Source organism: Pedococcus ginsenosidimutans (assembly GCF_039544395.1).
GTDB classification, from domain to species: domain Bacteria; phylum Actinomycetota; class Actinomycetes; order Actinomycetales; family Dermatophilaceae; genus Pedococcus; species Pedococcus ginsenosidimutans.
The window spans coordinates 616,731-633,704 of sequence record NZ_BAABLO010000001.1; the positions used below are offsets into that span (position 1 = coordinate 616,731).

At 72.9% G+C, this 16,974-nt stretch carries 14 protein-coding genes and 1 tRNA gene; 10 read left to right on the forward strand and 5 right to left on the reverse strand.

Translation table 11 applies throughout. The features are described 5' to 3' along the window. Window positions 1-2: 2 nt before the first annotated feature. Complete coding sequence (locus tag ABEA42_RS03060; protein ID WP_345501086.1) at window positions 3-1,391, reverse strand: aspartate aminotransferase family protein; 1,389 nt, start codon at window positions 1,389-1,391, stop codon at window positions 3-5. A gap of 25 nt (window positions 1,392-1,416) precedes the next feature. Further along, entirely contained in the window at window positions 1,417-2,907 is a 1,491-nt protein-coding gene (locus tag ABEA42_RS03065) for a CoA-acylating methylmalonate-semialdehyde dehydrogenase (protein ID WP_345501087.1), read from the reverse strand. Window positions 2,908-2,968: 61 nt separating this feature from the next. On the opposite strand from ABEA42_RS03065, the gene ABEA42_RS03070 reads away from it, so the two are divergent. Further along, complete coding sequence (locus ABEA42_RS03070; protein ID WP_345501089.1) at window positions 2,969-4,339, forward strand: aminotransferase-like domain-containing protein; 1,371 nt, start codon at window positions 2,969-2,971, stop codon at window positions 4,337-4,339. 286 nt (window positions 4,340-4,625) lie between these two features. Here the strand turns inward: ABEA42_RS03070 and ABEA42_RS03075 are convergent. Beyond that, window positions 4,626-4,712, reverse strand: a tRNA-Ser gene (locus tag ABEA42_RS03075). Window positions 4,713-4,764: 52 nt separating this feature from the next. Here ABEA42_RS03075 and ABEA42_RS03080 point away from each other — a divergent pair. The 6 genes from ABEA42_RS03080 (at window position 4,765) to ABEA42_RS03105 (ending at window position 11,535) form a co-directional block, all read left to right on the forward strand. Continuing rightward, window positions 4,765-5,259, forward strand: coding sequence for a DUF6328 family protein (locus ABEA42_RS03080; RefSeq protein ID WP_345501090.1), 495 nt, complete (start codon window positions 4,765-4,767; stop codon window positions 5,257-5,259). Between the two features lie 46 nt (window positions 5,260-5,305). Continuing rightward, a complete protein-coding gene (locus ABEA42_RS03085; RefSeq protein ID WP_345501092.1) occupies window positions 5,306-5,659 on the forward strand; it encodes a hypothetical protein in 354 nt (117 codons plus the stop codon). A 617-nt stretch (window positions 5,660-6,276) separates the two neighbouring features. Beyond that, on the forward strand, window positions 6,277-7,878 hold the full coding sequence (locus tag ABEA42_RS03090; RefSeq protein WP_345501094.1) for a S8/S53 family peptidase: 1,602 nt from the start codon (window positions 6,277-6,279) through the stop codon (window positions 7,876-7,878). After that, window positions 7,878-8,471 (forward strand): RNA polymerase sigma factor, encoded by a 594-nt coding sequence (locus ABEA42_RS03095; RefSeq protein ID WP_345501095.1) that lies wholly within the window; start codon window positions 7,878-7,880, stop codon window positions 8,469-8,471. Before ABEA42_RS03090 ends, ABEA42_RS03095 begins: the two co-directional genes overlap by 1 nt. Further along, a complete protein-coding gene (locus ABEA42_RS03100) occupies window positions 8,468-8,965 on the forward strand; it encodes a carboxypeptidase regulatory-like domain-containing protein (RefSeq protein ID WP_345501096.1) in 498 nt (165 codons plus the stop codon). The genes ABEA42_RS03095 and ABEA42_RS03100 overlap by 4 nt, the downstream gene beginning before the upstream one ends. Before the next feature lie 149 nt (window positions 8,966-9,114). Then, entirely contained in the window at window positions 9,115-11,535 is a 2,421-nt protein-coding gene (locus ABEA42_RS03105) for a CHAT domain-containing protein (protein ID WP_345501097.1), read from the forward strand. A gap of 28 nt (window positions 11,536-11,563) precedes the next feature. On the opposite strand, the gene cysE is transcribed toward ABEA42_RS03105, so the two are convergent. Next, on the reverse strand, window positions 11,564-12,163 hold the full coding sequence (gene cysE, locus ABEA42_RS03110; protein ID WP_345501098.1) for a serine O-acetyltransferase: 600 nt from the start codon (window positions 12,161-12,163) through the stop codon (window positions 11,564-11,566). A gap of 17 nt (window positions 12,164-12,180) precedes the next feature. Then, complete coding sequence (gene cysK, locus ABEA42_RS03115; RefSeq protein ID WP_345501100.1) at window positions 12,181-13,107, reverse strand: cysteine synthase A; 927 nt, start codon at window positions 13,105-13,107, stop codon at window positions 12,181-12,183. Window positions 13,108-13,353: 246 nt separating this feature from the next. On the opposite strand from cysK, the gene ABEA42_RS03120 reads away from it, so the two are divergent. Genes ABEA42_RS03120 through ABEA42_RS03130 form a run of 3 tightly spaced genes read left to right on the forward strand, consistent with a single transcriptional unit; the run spans window position 13,354 to window position 16,974 of the window. Then, window positions 13,354-14,049, forward strand: a complete 696-nt coding sequence (locus ABEA42_RS03120) for a hypothetical protein (RefSeq protein ID WP_345501102.1) — start codon at window positions 13,354-13,356, stop codon at window positions 14,047-14,049. Continuing rightward, entirely contained in the window at window positions 14,046-14,600 is a 555-nt protein-coding gene (locus ABEA42_RS03125; RefSeq protein WP_345501103.1) for an RNA polymerase sigma factor, read from the forward strand. Before ABEA42_RS03120 ends, ABEA42_RS03125 begins: the two co-directional genes overlap by 4 nt. 52 nt (window positions 14,601-14,652) lie before the next feature. Further along, complete coding sequence (locus tag ABEA42_RS03130; protein ID WP_345501105.1) at window positions 14,653-16,974, forward strand: (Fe-S)-binding protein; 2,322 nt, start codon at window positions 14,653-14,655, stop codon at window positions 16,972-16,974.

Below are 16,974 nucleotides of genomic sequence, written 5' to 3' on the forward strand. Positions count from 1 at the left end.
CGTCAGCTGCCGGTGCAGTGGCGGTCGGCCACCTCGAGCGCCTCGTCGAGGATCGCCAGGCCCTCACGCACCTCGTCGGCCGTGGTCGTGCACGGCGGCACGACGTGGGTCCGGTTGAAGTGGGTGAACGGCCACAACCCTCGCTCCTTGCAGGCAGCGGCGAACTCGTTCATCGGGGCGGCGTCGGCACCCCCGGCGTTGAACGGCACCAGCGGCTCGCGGGTCTCGCGGTCGCGGACGAGCTCCAGGGCCCAGAACGTCCCGAGGCCCCGGACCTCGCCCACGCTCGGGTGCCGCTCGGCCAGCTCACGCAGGCCGGGGCCGATGACGTCCGCGCCCAGGTCTCGGGCGTGCTCGACGATGCCCTCCTCCTTGAAGATGTTGATGGAGGCGACCGCCGAGGCGCAGGCGAGCGGGTGCCCGGAGTAGGTCAGGCCGCCCGGGAACGGCTTGGTGTCGAACGACCTCGCGACGCGCTCGGAGATGATGACGCCGCCCAGCGGGACGTAGCCGCTGTTGACCCCCTTGGCGAAGGTGATCAGGTCGGGCGCCACTCCCCAGTGGTCGACCGCGAACCACTCGCCGCAGCGCGCGAACCCGGACATCACCTCGTCGGCGATCATGACGATCCCGAACTCGTCGCACAGGTCGCGCACGCCCTGCAGGTAGCCCGGCGGGGGCACCAGGATGCCGTTGGTGCCGACGACCGACTCGAGGATGATCGCGGCGACGGTGTGCGCGCCCTCGACCACGAGGATGTCGCGCAGGTGCTGCAGCGCGCGCTCCGACTCCTCCTGCTCGGTGGTCGCGTGGAAGGCGGAGCGGTAGAGGTACGGGCCCCAGTACCGGACCACACCCGGCATACCCGGCTCGGAGGCCCACCGGCGCGGGTCACCGGTCATGGCGATGGAACCGGCGGTGGCACCGTGGTAGCTGCGGTAGGCCGCGAGCACCTTGTGCCGCCCGGTGTGCAGGCGCGCCATCCGCAGGGCGTTCTCGTTGGCCTCGGCACCGCCGTTGGTGAAGAACACGCGCTCGAGGTCGCCGGGGGCGAGCTCGGTGATCAGCCGGGCCGCCTCGGACCGCGCGTCGTTGGCGAACGCCGGGCTGATCGTCGTGAGGCGAGCGGCCTGCTCCTGGATCGCCGCGACCAGCTTGGGGTGCTGGTAGCCGATGTTGACGTTGACGAGCTGGCTGGAGAAGTCGAGGTAGCGCTTGCCGCTGTAGTCGGTGAAGTGGGAGCCCTGCGCCGACGCGATCGGCAGCGGGTCGATGAGCCCCTGCGCCGACCACGAGTGGAACACGTGGCCGCGGTCGTCACGGCGGACCTGCTCCTCGGTGGCGCCGGTGACGGCGTCGAGCACGCCCTGCTGGACGGTGGTGTCGGTCATGCGTGGCCTCTCGGGAGCGCGGGTGTCAGCGGGTCTGGGGGAAGCCGAGGTCGACGCTCGACGTCGCGGGGTCGGGCCAGCGCTGCGTCACGACCTTGCCGCGCGTGTAGAAGCTGATGCCCTCGGGGCCGTACATGTGCGTGTCGCCGAAGAGCGAGTCCTTCCATCCGCCGAAGGAGTAGTAGGCGACCGGGACCGGGATGGGGACGTTGATGCCGACCATGCCGACCTCGACGTCGAACTGGAACGCGCGGGCCGCCCCACCGTCACGGGTGAAGATCGCGGTGCCGTTGGCGTACTGGTTGGAGTTGATGAGCTCCAGACCCTCCTCGTAGCTGTCGACACGGACGACGGACAGCACCGGGCCGAAGATCTCGTCGGTGTAGACCGTCATCTCGGGGGTCACGTGGTCCAGCAGGGTGGTGCCGAGGAAGAACCCGTCGGCCGGGAGGTCGCCCTCGCGGCCGTCGACGACGACCGTGGCCCCGGCTTCCTGACCCGCCCCGACGTAGCCGGCGACCTTGTCGCGGTGCTCGGCGGAGATGAGCGGGCCCATGTCGGTGTCGGGGTCGGTGCCCGGACCGACGGTGAGCTTGGGCAGGCGGGCCGCGATCGCGTCGACCAGCGGCTGGGCCACGTCGCCGACGGCCACGGCGACCGACAGCGCCATGCAGCGCTCGCCCGCGGAGCCGTAGGCCGCGGAGACGACGGCGTCCGCGGCCATGTCCACGTCCGCGTCGGGGAGCACGAGGGCGTGGTTCTTGGCGCCACCGAGGGCCTGGACCCGCTTGCCCTGCGCGGTGCCGCGCTCGTAGATGTACCTCGCGATCGGGGTGGAGCCGACGAAGCTCACCGCGGCGATACCGGGGTGGTCGAGGATCGCGTCGACGGCGACCTTGTCGCCGTGCACGACCGTGAAGACGCCGTCCGGCAGCCCCGCCTCCTTCCACAGCTGCGCCAGGAAGAGCGCTGCGGACGGGTCCTTCTCCGAGGGCTTGAGGATGAACGCGTTGCCGCAGGCGATGGCGTTGGCGCACATCCACAGCGGCACCATCGCCGGGAAGTTGAACGGCGTGACGCCGGCGACGACGCCCAGCGGCTGGCGGATGTTGTAGACGTCGACGCCGGTGGCGGCCTGCTCGCTGAAGCCGCCCTTGAGCAGGTTGGGGACACTGGTGGCGAACTCGACGTTCTCCAGGCCGCGCGCGATCTCGCCCGCCGCGTCGGACAGCACCTTGCCGTGCTCGGCGGTGATGACCGCGGCGAGCTCGGGCGTGCGCTGGTGCAGCAGCTCGCGGAAGGCGAAGAGGACGGCGCTGCGCCGCGAGAGCGAGGCGCGCCGCCACTCGACAGCGGCAGCGGCGGCACTGCGGACCGCGACGTCGAGCTCCTCGACGGAGGCGAGGTCGACCTCGCCGGTGACCGCCCCGGTCGCCGGGTTGTGCACGGGCGCCGAGCGCCCGGAGGTACCCGGGGTGGGCTTGCCGTCGATCCAGTGCGAGATGCGCGTCGTCATGCTCCACACAGTACGACCCACCTACTGGTAGCACAATACGATCTTTGTTATGGTGCAATCCATGGTCGCGCCTCCGGACACCTCGTCGTTGACGGTGCTCGAGGAGCGCCTGGACAGCCCCACCGCCAAGGGGCTCGCGCACGCCGTGTCGGCCGCGATCCGCGACGGACACCTCGTCCCCGGCGACCGGCTCCCCCCGATCCGCACCGTGGCCGCGCAGCTCGCCCTTTCACCCACGACCGTGAGCGCGGCCTGGGCGCTGCTGGCACGGTCGGGCACCGTCGCCACCGACGGGCGTCGCGGCACGATGGTCCTCGACCCGCACGGCGGCGGCACCACCCGCTACCGCAGGGCACTCGAACGCCCCTCGACGTTCACCCTCGACCTGTCGACGGGCGTGCCCGACGCCGCCCTGCTGCCCGACCTCGGCCCCACACTGGCGGCACTGACCCCGGCGCCGCGCACCGGCAGCTACCTCGACGACCCGGTGCTGCCCGCCCTCGCCGAGGAGCTGCGGCGCGACTGGCCCTTCCGGGTCGAGGAGGTCGCCGTCGTCGACGGCGCCATGGACGCGATGGACCTGCTCGTGCGCACCCAGCTGCGCTTCGGCGACCGCGTCGTCGTCGAGGACCCGGCGTTCCCGCCCCTGGTGGACCTGCTCGAGTCCGTGGGCGCCCAGCTCGTGGGGGTGGGCCTGGACGAGCACGGCCTCTCCGTCGACGGGCTCCGTACTGCCCTGGCGGAGCCGGTCGCCGCCGTCTTCCTCCAGCCGCGGGCGCAGAACCCCACCGGCGTCACCATGACCGGGGCGCGGGCGAAGGAGCTGGCCGACGTCCTCGAGGGGACGGACGCCCTGGTCGTCGAGGACGACTCCGCGGCCGGGTTGTCGTCCGCCGCGCTCGCGAGCCTCGGGCGCTGGATCCCGGAGCGCACCATCCACATCCGGTCGTTCTCCAAGTCGCACGGTCCCGACCTGCGCCTCGCCGCCCTGAGCGGGCCCAGCCAGGTCCTCGGCGCGGTGGCCGCCCGACGCCAGCTCGGCCAGGGCTGGTCCAGCCGCCTCCTCCAGCAGGTGCTCCTCGGCCTGCTCACCGACGCCACCGCCACCGCGCAGGTGCGCACCGCTGCCACGACGTATGCCGCGCGCCGTGCGGCCGTCGTCGACGGGTTGCGGACGCGTGGGGTGGAGGTGGGGGGCAGCGAGGGCATCAACATCTGGGTGCCCGTGCACGACGAGACCGCCGCGGTCGTCCGCCTTGCCAGCCAGGGCATCGGGGTGGCCCCGGGAGCCCCGTTCCGCCTCGGGCCGCCGGGCGCGGAGGGCGGGCACGTGCGGGTGACCGTCGGGCTCGCCACCGGGGACCTCGAACCCCTGGTCGACGCGCTCGCCGACGCGGCGCAGGCGAACGGCTGGAGCGGTCGCGCCCGCTGAGCCTGCTCCCGGCCAGCTCCCGGCCAGCTCCCGGCCTGTTCCCGGGCTGCTCCGGGAGCGACGGCGTGCGAACCGGGCCGGGACGGCGCGAAGGCCGGGCTGCAGGGTTGCCCGGCCTCCGGCCCGCCGCCCGAAGGCGGACGTCAGTGGCCCCAGTCGAAGGTAACCACACCGTCTCGGACCAAGGATCACGCAATGGGCGTAGCCGACGCACCGCTTTCGTCCAGTCGTCTCGCGGGCTGACCCGCGACCCCCTCCGAGGGGCTCCGCACCCTCGGGGCCTCAGCGGAGGGCGTGGGATTCGAACCCACGATGACGTTGCCGCCATAGCGGTTTTCAAGACCGCCGCACTAGGCCACTATGCGAGCCCTCCACGGGCCGCCGCACGACGGTGGCGAGCCCGGGCCCCACGGTATCGTCACGTCGTGGACGCCTACCAACGCGAGGGCGAGACCGAGGCCCAGCGGCTCGACCGCAACTGGGACGAGCTGCTCCAGGAGTTCCGGGTGTCGCAGACCGGCGTGCAGATCCTCACCGGGTTCCTCCTCACACTCCCCATCCAGCCGGCGTTCCACGGCATCAGCACGTTCGAGCGCGCGGCCTACGTCGCCGCGATCAGCGCCAGCATCCTGGCCACCTGCCTGCTCATCACCCCGGTGGCGATGCACCGGTGGCTGTTCCGTCAGCGGCGCAAGGAGACCCTCGTCCACATCGCCCACCACCTCGCGATCTCCGGGCTCGTCGTCCTCGCCGGGGCCGTCGTCAGCGTCATGGCGTTCACCTTCTCCCTCGTCTTCACCGAGGCCGTCGGCGTCGTCGTGGCGGTCTGCGGGGTCGCCGTCTTCCTCGGGGCGTGGGTGGTCTTCCCGCTCTCGCTGCGCCGCCGGTTCGCCGGTAAGGACCGCTCGACAAGCCCCTGAGCAGCGGTTTTGTTAGGGTCGAGACCACTCGAACAAAGGATTCACCATGGGCAAGCTGACCTTCATCGCCGGCGTCGCCGCCGGTTACGTCCTCGGCGCCAAGGCCGGGCAGAAGCGCTACGAGCAGATCCGTGGACGGGCCAACCAGCTCTGGTCCAGCGACCCGGTCCAGGCTCGCGTCGACACCGTCAGGGACGCGGTCAAGGAGCAGGCCCCGGTCGTGGCGGCCAAGCTCGGTGACGTCGCCAAGAGCGCCGGCTCCACCGCGCTCAGCGCGGGGTCGAGCGCCAGGGAGCGCATCACCGGCGAGGACCTCCCCGACACGATCCACCGGGGCAGCGACGGCAAGCTGCACGCCGACACCACCGGTTTCGGGCCCGGGGGCGACAAGCTCCCCTGACGCCCGACCATCGCACGGCACTCGACAGGAGCCCGCGGCGCCGCACACCGGATGTGTGTGCAGCGCCGCGGGCTCCTTCGCGCGCACCCCCACGCGCAGCCACGCCCCTCGGGACGCCGTCCCCTAGGGACGCCGCCGGGCGGGCCGGCCCGGGCGGGTGCCGGCGACCCCCGACCAGCACCGCCCCGTACCGACGCCTCCCGACGACGCGCCCCGGAGGGCAGCCCGACCGCGAAACCCCTGTCGCGTCCGGACCACTCGCTGGCTCCCCCCGGGCCAGCTGACCTCTGCCGCCCAGGTCCGCCGCCATCGGCACTCACCAGACCTGGGTGGCATGAGGGTCCTTTCGTGGCACCGGGCCCGATCCCCTTGAGCGAGCCCGACACCACCAAGGAGCGGCGCCCACCCGGCCTGATACACCCCTCGCCGAACTTTCCGGCCACCAACAAGGGGAGCGCACCTGAACTCGCCGCGCGAACGGGGTCCGACCGGCCGCTGCGCCCTGTGAGGTATCAGCGCGAACCTCCCGTTCTCCTGTCAGCGACGTGTTCGTCTCACTACGCTGACCAGCGGCGCACCGGTTGCGTTCGCACCGGCTTCCGCCCACAGGAGAGCTCATGGCAAGGACTGCCCCCACCTCCGGCCGAGGACCGGGCAAGCGCATCCCTCGCGTGGGTGTGCCCGGCAGCGCCGTGCGGCGGCTCGGGGTGCGGGCACTCGACCCGGCCACGAGCCAGCGCCTCGGCGACGAGCCGGCGCCCAGCCCCACGGCGTACGTCGGCGACTGCCTCCTCGTCCGCGGCCTCGTCCAGGGCCGCGCCGAGGGTCCGATCGCCGCGCTGCGTGAGCTGCTGCAGGGCCGTTACAGCGTCGAGGAGCGCCGGGAGAACGGGCTCGGCGACCTGTTCGCGCGCCTGGAGCTCACCGAGGAGCTCGACCGCGTCGGGACGACCAGCGTCGTCATCGCGCCACTGGGCGGCGTCGCCGTCAAGCCACCGGACGCGTGGAAGATCCTGCAGGACCTGCGCGCCGCCGACCCCGGGGCAGCGCGCGCCGTCGAGCTGTGCCACGTCATGGTCGGCACCGGGTACGGCGAGGGCGTCGGGTACGGCGAAGGGGTCGGCTACGGCGAGGGCGTGGGGTACGGCGAAGGGGTCGGCTACGGCGAGGGAGTCGGGTACGGCGAGGGCGTCGGGCTCGCGGGCCTGCCGGGCGGCGGCCCGTCCGGCCGCTCCCCGGTCACCTGGGCGGCCCCCGACCCCTGCCCGGCCGAGATGCCCGATGGCCCGGTCGTGGCCCTGCTGGACACCGGGATCGGCAAGCACGAGTGGTTCGAGCGCGGCGTCATCCGCGACGTGGAGGTCGACGGCGAGCCAATCGGCCTCGTGTTCTCCCCCGAGGACGACCCGGAAAACACCGGCGTCACGGTCGACCGCGTCAACGGCGTCCTGGACCGGCTCGCCGGCCACGGGACGTTCATCGCCGGGGTCGTGCGGCAGCACTGCCCCGAGGCGACCCTCATGGCGGTGCCGGTCATGTACGGCGACGGGGTGGCCGACGAGTCCGTCGTCGTCGACGCCCTGCAGCTGCTGTACGCCCGCCAGCTGCTTGCGCTGCGCGACCCCGAACGCTGGGGCCCGCTGGTCGACGTGCTGTCGCTGTCGCTCGGCTACTACCACGAGACGGCCGGCGCGTTCGACGACGAGGGCGCCCTCGTGACAGCCCTGAAGGCCCTCTCCTCCACCGGCGTCGCCGTCGTCGCGGCCGCCGGCAACGGCGCCAGCGACGTCGAGTTCCTCCCTGCCGCGTTCGCCGTCGGCACCGGGTTCGACGTGCCGCTGGTCAGCGTCGGCGCACACAACCCCGGCGGCCTCAACCCCGGGGGCCGGACGGTCTCGGTCTACTCCAACACCGGCGCCTGGGTGAAGGCCTACCGCTGCGGGACCGCAGTGGTGAGCACCATGCCGACCACGTTCGACGGCAGCATCCGCAGCGTCCTCAACCTGCCCGGGTCGAAGAACCCGACCCGCGGCTCCATCGACCTCGACGACTACTCCGGTGGCTTCGGCCAGTGGAGTGGCACGTCGTTCGCGGCACCCGCCCTCGCCGGCGACGTCGCCAGGTGGCTGTTCCGCCACGCCAGACCCCACGCGGACGTGGCGACCCGCGTGAAGCTCGCCGACACGGCCGTGTCCGCCGCGGTCAAGGGGGAACACTGATGTACACGGACGGCACCACGGGGAGCCTGGCCGAACGAGCGGCGCGCGCGTTCGCGGCGTACCGCGACGGCGACGCGCAGGCGATGTCCGACCTCGTCGACACCACGACGACCCTGCTCTGGCACACGGCCCGGGGACAGGGTCTCGACCCGGCGCAGGCCGAGGACGTCGTGCAGACCACGTGGCTCACGCTGGTGCAGCACGCCCCGTCGATCCACGACCCGCAGGCCGTGCTCAAGTGGCTCCTCACCACGACGCGGCGGGAGGCGTGGGCCACGGCCAAGCGGTCGCGCCGCGAGGACGTGCGCGAGGAGCTCGGCGAGGACGCCGGGGCGCCCACGCAGTCGGCCGAACCCGAGCAGGTGCTCGTGCGCGGCCAGGAGCAGGTCGTGCTGTGGAAACACTTCTCGACACTGTCCGACCGCTGCCAGCAGCTGCTGCGCGTCGTGGCCTTCGCCGAGCGCCCCGACTACGCGCACGTGGCCGAGGCGCTCGGTATGCCGGTCGGCAGCATCGGCCCCACCCGCGGCCGCTGCCTGGCCAAGCTCCGTCTGGCGCTCGGCGCCGACCCGTCCTGGGACGTGGCGTCGTGAGCGAGGACCTCGACCGCCTCGCCGCGGAGCCCCTGGACGCCGAGGACCTGCTGGCGCTCGGCACCCTGCGGGCGATCTTCGCGGCCAGTGACCCCGTCCCGCCGGGACTGGCCGAGCGGTCGAAGTTCGCCATGACGGTGGCCGCCCTCGAGGCGGAGGTCGCGCAGATCACGGCGGCCGGCGTCGAGGCGGCCGGCGTGCGGACGACGACCTACGACCGCGCCCAGACGGTGACGTTCTCCAGCGCCCACCTCAGCGCCATGATCACCATCGAGCTCGTCGACGGCGGCCGGGCCCGCATCAGCGGGTGGGTCAGCGCCGACGGCCCCACCGGGGTCGAGCTGCGGGAGCGCTCCCGCACGCAGACCACGGAGACCGACGCCGACGGCAGGTTCCGGTTCTCGCAGGTCGAGCGTGGGCTGGTCCACCTGCTCCTGCGCCGCCTCGACCTGCCCGACAGCCGGCCCGTCATCACCCCCGCCATCGAGATCTAGGGGACACCATCGAGGTCGCGGACCAGCAGGTCGGGGAGCTGCTCTCCCGGGCCCGCCACCTCAACTCCGTCGAGCGGTTCAGGGACGCGGAGCGGGCCCTGCGCCTGGCGCTGCGGCGCAGCGCCGGGCTGCCCGAGGACGAGCGCGCGGTGGCGCGGGCCCGCGTGCTCATCACCCTCGCCTGGACCACGCTCGCCCTGTACGACCGGGGCCGGGCCCTGGCCCTCCTCGACGAGGCACGCGAGCTCACCGACTCGCCGCGGATCATCGCCCTCACCCGCGTGCAGCAGGCGATGCTCCACGTGTACTGCGCGGAGTGGCGCGAGGCGGTGGCGGCCCTGGAGGAGGTCGGACCCGCCTTCGACCTGCTGACCGAGCGCGAGCAGGTGGCCGCCCTGCTCAACGGCGGGCTCTCGCACCTCTCCCTGCTGCAGCTCGCTCCCGCACGCGCCGAGCTGGAGCGTGCGCTGGCCCTCAGCCTCGAGCACGACCTCCCCGCGCAGGAGTTCAAGGCCCGTCACAACCTCGGCTGTCTGGAGTTCTACGCCGGCCACCTCCCCGAGGCCATCGCGCTCATGCGGGCGGCTGACGAGGTCGACGCGCCGGTGGCCCGCGCCCGGGCCAAGCAGGACCTCGCCGCGGTGCTGCTCGAGGCCGGTCTGCGCGACCAGGCCCGGGAGACCCTCGTCGACGCCCTCGGCAGTGCGCGGGCCGAGGGGTTGCACCTCGAGCAGGCCGACATCCGGCTCGACCTGGCCGCGGTCGCCGTGCTGGAACGCGACATCGCCCGCGCCCGACGTGAGCTGGGGTCGGCCATCCGGGTCTTCAGGTCGCGCGGAGCCGTGGGCCGCCAGCAGAGCACGGCCCTGCTGCGCGCCTCCGTGGACGTGACCCAGGGACGCGTACCCCGCGACCTCGACGACGTCCTCGCCCCCTTCGTGCCGTCGGCCCACGGGACCGGCGCCGATCCCGCGCCGGTCACCCCCGACGAGCGGCTGGCGGCGCGCCTGCGCGTGGAGGCGCTGCTGCTGCGGGGCGACGTCGACGCCGCGGCAGCAGCGGCGCAGCGCCTGCGCGGACGAGCTCGGCAGGGAGTCGCCGGCGACATGCACGACCGGCTGCTGCTCGCCAGGGTGGCTGCGGCGCAAGGGGACTCGCGGCGTGCGCGCCGGGAGGTGCACACGGCGCTGCGTCGCCTCACCCGGCGGCAGGCGCCGACCCAGAGCCTCGAGGTGAGGTCTGCCCTGGCCGTCCACGGCCGGCGCCTCGCCGAGTGGGACCTCGCCGATGCCCTGCGCAGCGGTTCACCGAGGCGCGTGTTCGACAGCGTGGAGCGGTGGCGCGCGGTCTCGCACCGGCTGCCACCCCTGTCCGGGCGTGAGGGCCGGGCCGGCGCCGAGCTCCTCGCCGAGCTGCGACTGGCCCGGCGCCGGTTGTCCGACGGCACACCGCCGGAGGACGAGGCGCGACTGCGGGCCCGGGTGGCGCGCCTGGAGTGGCAGGTCGCCCAGCAGGACTGGTCGACGACCGAGCACGACGACGGATCGGGGGTGGAAGGCGCGGCCACGCTGGCCCGGACCCGCGCGGTCCTCGACGGGCGCCAGGAGCAGGCCCTGGTCCTGTTCGACCACGACCGGGCCCAGTACCTCCTGCACGCCGGACCCGCGGGGACCACGCTGCGACACCTCGGGACGCTCGCCGACATCGAGGCACTCGCCGAGCGCCTCCTGCGCGACCTCAGGGCGCAGGCCCATGCCGCCGCCGACCCGGTCATGGCCCGGGCGGTGGGGCGCGCGGTGGACAGCTCTCTGGCCCAGCTCGACCGCGCGCTGTTCGGGGGCACCGACCTGGGCACGGAGCGGCCCGGGGTCGTCGTGTGCCCGAGCCGCTCCCTCGCCAGCGTCCCCTGGGGCGCGCTGCCCTCGCTCGCGGGACGCCCGGTGACGGTGGCGACGTCCATGACGCGCTGGGCCTACCCCGAGGTGGCTGCCGCGGGTCCGCTGTCCGTGTCGGCCCTGGCCGGCCCGGACCTGCGACGCGCACGCCACGAGGCGGACGCCGTGGCCGGTGTGTGGGGCGCGGCCGTCGGCCACCCCGCGCCGGACGACGGTCCCCGCCTGCGCAGGGCGCTGCGCCACGACACCCTGGTGCACGTGGCCGCGCACGGGACCCACGAGCGGCAGAACCCGTACTTCTCCTCGCTGCTGCTCGCGGACGGGCCGTTGTTCGCCCACGAGCTGCCGCGCCCGGTCGCCTCCCGGCTCGTGGTGCTGTCGGCGTGCGACGTGGGCCAGGCGGACCTGCGACCCGGGGACGAACCGCTGGGGCTCACCTCGGCGCTGCTCGCCCTGGGGGTACGCAGCGTGGTCGCCGCCGTCGCGCCGGTGCCCGACGAGGTCGCGGCGGACGCGATGGTCGACTTCCACCGGCTGCTGGCTGCCGGGCACGGGGCGGCTGCCGCCCTTGCGCAGACGGTGTCCGCCCACCCGGGCGCCCGCGCGTTCAACGTCTACGGCACCGACTGGGCCGCGCCGGGTACCGGCCCCGGGGTGCCGCCCACCGCGGGCTGACCACGGTGGGCTGGAGCCGTCGCCGACCTCAGATCCAGAGGGCGGGGTCCTTGAACATCGCCTCGTAGGGGTCCTCGCGGCCCTCGGGGAACCGCACGACCGCGGGGATACCGGTCGCCACCGCCCCGGCCGGGACGTCCTTGACGACCACCGAGTTGGCCCCGACCTGCACGTCGTCGCCGATGTGCACCGGCCCGAGGATCCGCGCCCCGGCACCGATCGTCACGCGCGACCCCACCGTCGGGTGGCGCTTGACCTTCTGCAGCGAGCGACCGCCGAGGGTAACCCCGTGGTACAGCATGACGTCGTCGCCCACCTCCGCGGTCTCGCCGATGACGACGCCCATGCCGTGGTCGATGAAGAAGCGCCGGCCGATGGTGGCACCGGGGTGGATCTCCACGCCGGTGACCGACCGCGCCACCGTCATCAGGACCCGTGCCACCAGCTTCGCCGCGCCCCCGCGCAGCCACAGGCGGTGCGCCGCGCGGTAGACCCAGATCGCGTGCAGCCCGGGCGAGTTGAGTGCGAGGTCGAGGCGCGAGGACGCCGCGGGGTCGCGCGCGATGGCCGCGTCGAGGTCGTCGACGATGCGGCTTCGCGCGCGACGCGCGTACAGGGCGAGGGTCACCGGGGTCGCGCCGCCGGTCAGTCGAGGAGGTCGGAGAAGAGGATGGTGGACAGGTAGCGCTCACCGAAGGACGGGATGATGACCACGATCGTCTTGCCGGCGTTCTCGGGGCGGCGGGCGACCTGGTCGGCAGCGGCGAGCGCGGCGCCGGACGAGATCCCGACGAGCAGGCCCTCCTCCTTGGCCGCACGGCGCGCCCACTCCACCGAGGTCTCGGCGTTGATGTCGATGACCTCGTCGTAGATGTCGCGGTCGAGGATCTCGGGCACGAAGTTGGCGCCGAGGCCCTGGATCTTGTGGGGACCGGGCTGTCCGCCGTTGAGGATCGGCGACTCCTCCGGCTCGACGGCGATCATCTGGACGCCGGGCTTGCGCGACTTGAGCACCTGGCCGACGCCGGTGATGGTGCCACCGGTGCCGATGCCGGCGACGACGATGTCGACCTCGCCGTCGGTGTCCTTCCAGATCTCCTCGGCGGTGGTCCGGCGGTGGATCTCGGGGTTGGCCTCGTTGGCGAACTGCCGCGCCAGGACGCCGCCGCGCTCGGCGGCGATCTCCTCCGACTTCGCCACGGCGCCCTTCATGCCGAGGGCGCCCTCGGTGAGGACGAGCTCGGCACCGTAGGCCCGCAGCAGCGCGCGCCGCTCCTTGGACATGGTCTCGGGCATGGTGAGCACGACCTTGTAGCCGCGCGCGGCACCGACCATCGCGAGCGCGATACCGGTGTTGCCGGAGGTGGCCTCGACGATCGTGCCGCCGGGCTTCAGCTGGCCGGACGCCTCTGCAGCGTCGACGATCGAGACGCCGATGCGGTCCTTCACCGAGGACGCCGGGTTGTAGAACTCGAGCTTCGCAGCGACCGTGGCATCGCTGGTGATGATGCGGTTGATGCGCACCAGCGGGGTGTTGCCGATGAGCTGGGTCACGTCGTCGTGGATCGGCATGCGCCTCTACTTCCTTCGTGTCGCCGCGGGCCCGGTCGAGCCTGGTCGAGCTTTGGTCGGGCCCGTCGAGCGCGGTCGTGAGCATGGATGGACCAGTCCTCGGTGTCAGCGAAGGACTCGTTATGAATATTCCAACAGATCGTTATGTCGCGTGCAATGAGTGTCCGGATGTCACACTCCTGCGGTGCGCGGACATTTCCCCCATGACGGCACCACCGGGGTGCCGAGCAGGAGGGGGACGGACCGATGAACGACCACGACGAGCTGGGGACGCTGCTCACCGCGAGCGCCCCACCGGCGCCCGACCACGCCGCGACGACCGCCCTGTCCGCCACCCTGGCCCGGGAGGTCGTGGCGGCCGACCGCGGGCTGCAGGGCCGGATCCGTGGCCTGCGTCGGCGCCACAAGGTCGCCACGGCCGTCACCGCGGCGGCGATCGTCCTGGTGCCAACCGGCGCCTTCGCCGCGCAGCACTTCCTCGCCCAGACCGGCACCTACGGCAACCCGGCGAACGCGCCCGGCCTCGTGGACGGTTCGGAGTACATCAACGCCTGCGCCAAGGACTTCGCCGCCTACGTCGCCACCCTCGCGCCGACCGACGTCCCCGCGCCGCCCGGCCACCGGTGGGCCGACTACGCCCAGCAGCAGGCGCGCCAGTACACCTCGGACGGCACGTGCTCCCCCGGGATGACCGGCACCGTCCAGGAGACGAGCCTGCGGGTCGGGATGTTGTCGTCGGCCAGCAGCGACTGGGGCTGCGCGCTCGTGCGGGCCGACGAGGACCACGACCGGTCCGCAGCGTCGACGGCGCGGGCGGCCATGGTCGACCTCGACTCCGAGGCCCGGCGCCTCAGCCCGCAGGAGGGGTCGGTCGGGACCTGGGACCCGGACACCTTCCTGCGGGTCAGCAAGGACCCCAAGTTCGTGGGGTGCAAGCGATGACGCCGGCGGAACGTCGCTTCGAGGAGCTGGCGACCAGCTGCGGCCCGCGGGTCCTGGCCTACCTGGCCCGCCGGACCACGCCCCGCGAGGACGCGGCCGACGTCTACCAGGAGGTCCTCACCACGACGTGGCGCAAGGTGCACCACGCCCCCGACACCGAGGGCGAGGCCCTGGCCTGGATGCTCGCGATCGCGCGGCGGACCCTGGCCAACCACCGGCGCTCGGCAGGGCGCCGGCTCGCAGCCACCGACCGGCTGCGCGACGAGCTCCTGGCGTCCCCGCCGGCACGGGAGGGGGCCGGCGGGGACGACCAGGTGGACGACGTCCGCGGGGCCCTGGCCACGCTCGGCGAGGACGACCGCGAGGTCCTGCTCCTCACCTACTGGGAGGGCCTGACGAGCGACCAGGTCGCCGCCGTGGTGGGGGCCGGCGGGGCGGCCACGCGAAAGCGGATCCAACGCGCCCGGGACCGGCTCGCCGCCGCGCTCGGGGCGGGCAGCGCCGTACCCGTCCCCGCCGGGGCGCGGTCGGCTGCGGCGCCACGCGGTTGAGCCGGGTCACATCGAGGTAAGCGGACGCTTACCCACGGGTAGCATGACCGCCATGTCTGCCCTCCAGGTCGTCGCGCTCGTGGTCTGCGGCGTGGTCACACTCGTGGCCATCGCCCTGTTCGCCCGCGTGATCCGTCACTTCCTCATCGTGTTCCGCCTCGGCCAGCCCGCACCGGGGCGCACCGACGACAAGGGGGCGCGCACGGTCACGCTGCTGCGCGAGTTCCTCGGCCACACCAGGATGTCGCGGCTGCCCGTCGTGGCGGTGGCCCACTGGTTCACGATGATCAGCTTCGGGGTGCTCTTCTTCACGCTGGTCAACGCGTTCGGGCAGCTCGCCGACCCGGAGTTCGCGCTCCCGCTCATCGGGCACTTCTTCCTCTACGAGTGGGTCACCGACGTGTTCGCGTTCGGCGGCTTCATCGGCATCGTGCTGCTCATGGCGATCCGCCAGAAGAACCACCCGCGCAGCGCCGCCGGCGAGGGTGGGCGCCGCAGCCGGTTCTACGGGTCGACGTTCTGGCAGGCCTACTACGTCGAGCTCACCATCCTCGGCGTCACCATCTGCATCGGCCTGCTGCGCGCCCTGGAGTGGACCCTCGCCCGCCAGCTCGGCGCCGGCCAGGACACCGCGCTGCACTTCCCGCTCACCGGCTGGATCGGCAACGCCTTCACCGGCCTGAGCACCGACGCGGTCAAGAACCTCATCGTCGTCATCGCCGCGGTCAAGATCCTCATCTCGTTCGCGTGGATGATCACCATCTCGCTGCAGCCGACCATGGGCGTCGCGTGGCACCGGTTCCTCGCGTTCTTCAACATCTTCCTCAAGCGGCACGCCGACGGCCGCACCTCGCTCGGTGAGCTCCAGCCGCTGCTCGTCAACGGGGAGCCGGTCGACTTCGAGAACATCGAGGAGCTCGACGAGGACGCCGCGCTCGGCGTCGGCAAGGTCGAGGACTTCACCTGGAAGGGCCTGCTGGACTTCACGACCTGCACCGAGTGCGGCCGCTGCCAGTCCCAGTGCCCGGCGTGGAACACCGACAAGCCGCTGTCGCCGAAGATGCTCGTGATGGCGCTGCGCGACCACGCGCACGCCAAGGCGCCGTGGCTGCTCGCCGCCGAGGACGAGCGCGAAGGCCTCGGCGAGTCCGCGGCGAAGCTCGCCGAGGTGCCCCTCATCGGCGACACCGGGTACGACATCACCAACCCGCTCGGCGCCTACAACCCCCACGGACCCGACGCGGTCATCGACCAGGACGTCCTGTGGTCGTGCACCACCTGTGGCGCCTGCGTCGAGCAGTGCCCCGTCGACATCGAGCACGTCGACGCGATCGTCGACATGCGTCGCTACCAGAACCTCATCGAGTCGGCCTTCCCGAACGAGCTCGGCGGCCTGTTCAAGAACCTCGAGAACAAGGGCAACCCGTGGGGCATGGCGGCCCGCGCCCGCCTCGACTGGGCCAAGGACCTGCCGTTCGAGGTCAAGATCCTCGGTCAGGACGTCGAGTCCGCCGACGACGTCGACTACCTCTTCTGGGTCGGCTGTGCCGGCGCCTACGAGGACCGCGCCAAGAAGACGACGCGCGCCGTGGCCGAGCTGCTCGACCAGGCCGGCGTCACCTTCGCGATCCTCGGTGACGGCGAGTCCTGCACCGGTGACTCCGCGCGACGGGCCGGCAACGAGTTCCTCTTCCAGATGCTCGCCCAGCAGAACGTCGAGACGCTCAACGAGGTCGGCGCCACCAAGATCGTCGTGACCTGCGCGCACTGCTTCAACACCATCAAGAACGAGTACCCGCAGCTCGGCGGCAAGTACGAGGTGGTCCACCACACCCAGCTGCTCAACCGCCTCGTGCGCGAGAAGAAGCTCGTCCCCGTGGCCCGCCCGGCCGAGGCCCCCGGCAAGTCCTCCACCAAGGACGTCGCCTCCACCGCGGAGACGGTGACCTACCACGACCCCTGCTACCTCGGCCGGCACAACGGCGTCTACGCCCCGCCGCGCGAGCTCATCGGCGCCCTGCCGGGTGTCGAGCTCAAGGAGATGGAGCGCACGAAGGAGAAGTCGTTCTGCTGCGGCGCCGGCGGCGCCCGCATGTGGATGGAGGAGAAGCTCGGGACGCGGATCAACACCAACCGCACCGAGGAGGCCATCGCCACCGGCGCCGAGCGGATCGCCATCGGCTGCCCGTTCTGCCGCGTGATGATGTCCGACGGCCTCACCGCCGCCCAGTCCGAGGGCAAGGCCGAGGACGTCGAGGTCGTCGACGTCGCCCAGATGCTCCTCGCCGCGGTGAGGCGCGGAGGCGGCGACGCCTCCACCGAGGCCGAGGCCAGCGAGCCCACGCCCGACCCGGAGCCCGCCCCAGTCGCCTGA

Bases quoted from the DNA above. Each gene is read 5' to 3' on its own strand.
- cysK (WP_345501100.1), bottom strand. From the start codon at position 13,107: ATGCCGATCCACGACGACGTGACCCAGCTCATCGGCAACACCCCGCTG.
- ABEA42_RS03095 (WP_345501095.1), top strand. From the start codon at position 7,878: ATGTACACGGACGGCACCACGGGGAGCCTGGCCGAACGAGCGGCGCGC.
- ABEA42_RS03120 (WP_345501102.1), top strand. From the start codon at position 13,354: ATGAACGACCACGACGAGCTGGGGACGCTGCTCACCGCGAGCGCCCCA.
- ABEA42_RS03070 (WP_345501089.1), top strand. From the start codon at position 2,969: ATGGTCGCGCCTCCGGACACCTCGTCGTTGACGGTGCTCGAGGAGCGC.
- ABEA42_RS03130 (WP_345501105.1), top strand. From the start codon at position 14,653: ATGTCTGCCCTCCAGGTCGTCGCGCTCGTGGTCTGCGGCGTGGTCACA.
- ABEA42_RS03090 (WP_345501094.1), top strand. From the start codon at position 6,277: ATGGCAAGGACTGCCCCCACCTCCGGCCGAGGACCGGGCAAGCGCATC.
- ABEA42_RS03125 (WP_345501103.1), top strand. From the start codon at position 14,046: ATGACGCCGGCGGAACGTCGCTTCGAGGAGCTGGCGACCAGCTGCGGC.
- ABEA42_RS03085 (WP_345501092.1), top strand. From the start codon at position 5,306: ATGGGCAAGCTGACCTTCATCGCCGGCGTCGCCGCCGGTTACGTCCTC.
- ABEA42_RS03065 (WP_345501087.1), bottom strand. From the start codon at position 2,907: ATGACGACGCGCATCTCGCACTGGATCGACGGCAAGCCCACCCCGGGT.
- ABEA42_RS03060 (WP_345501086.1), bottom strand. From the start codon at position 1,391: ATGACCGACACCACCGTCCAGCAGGGCGTGCTCGACGCCGTCACCGGC.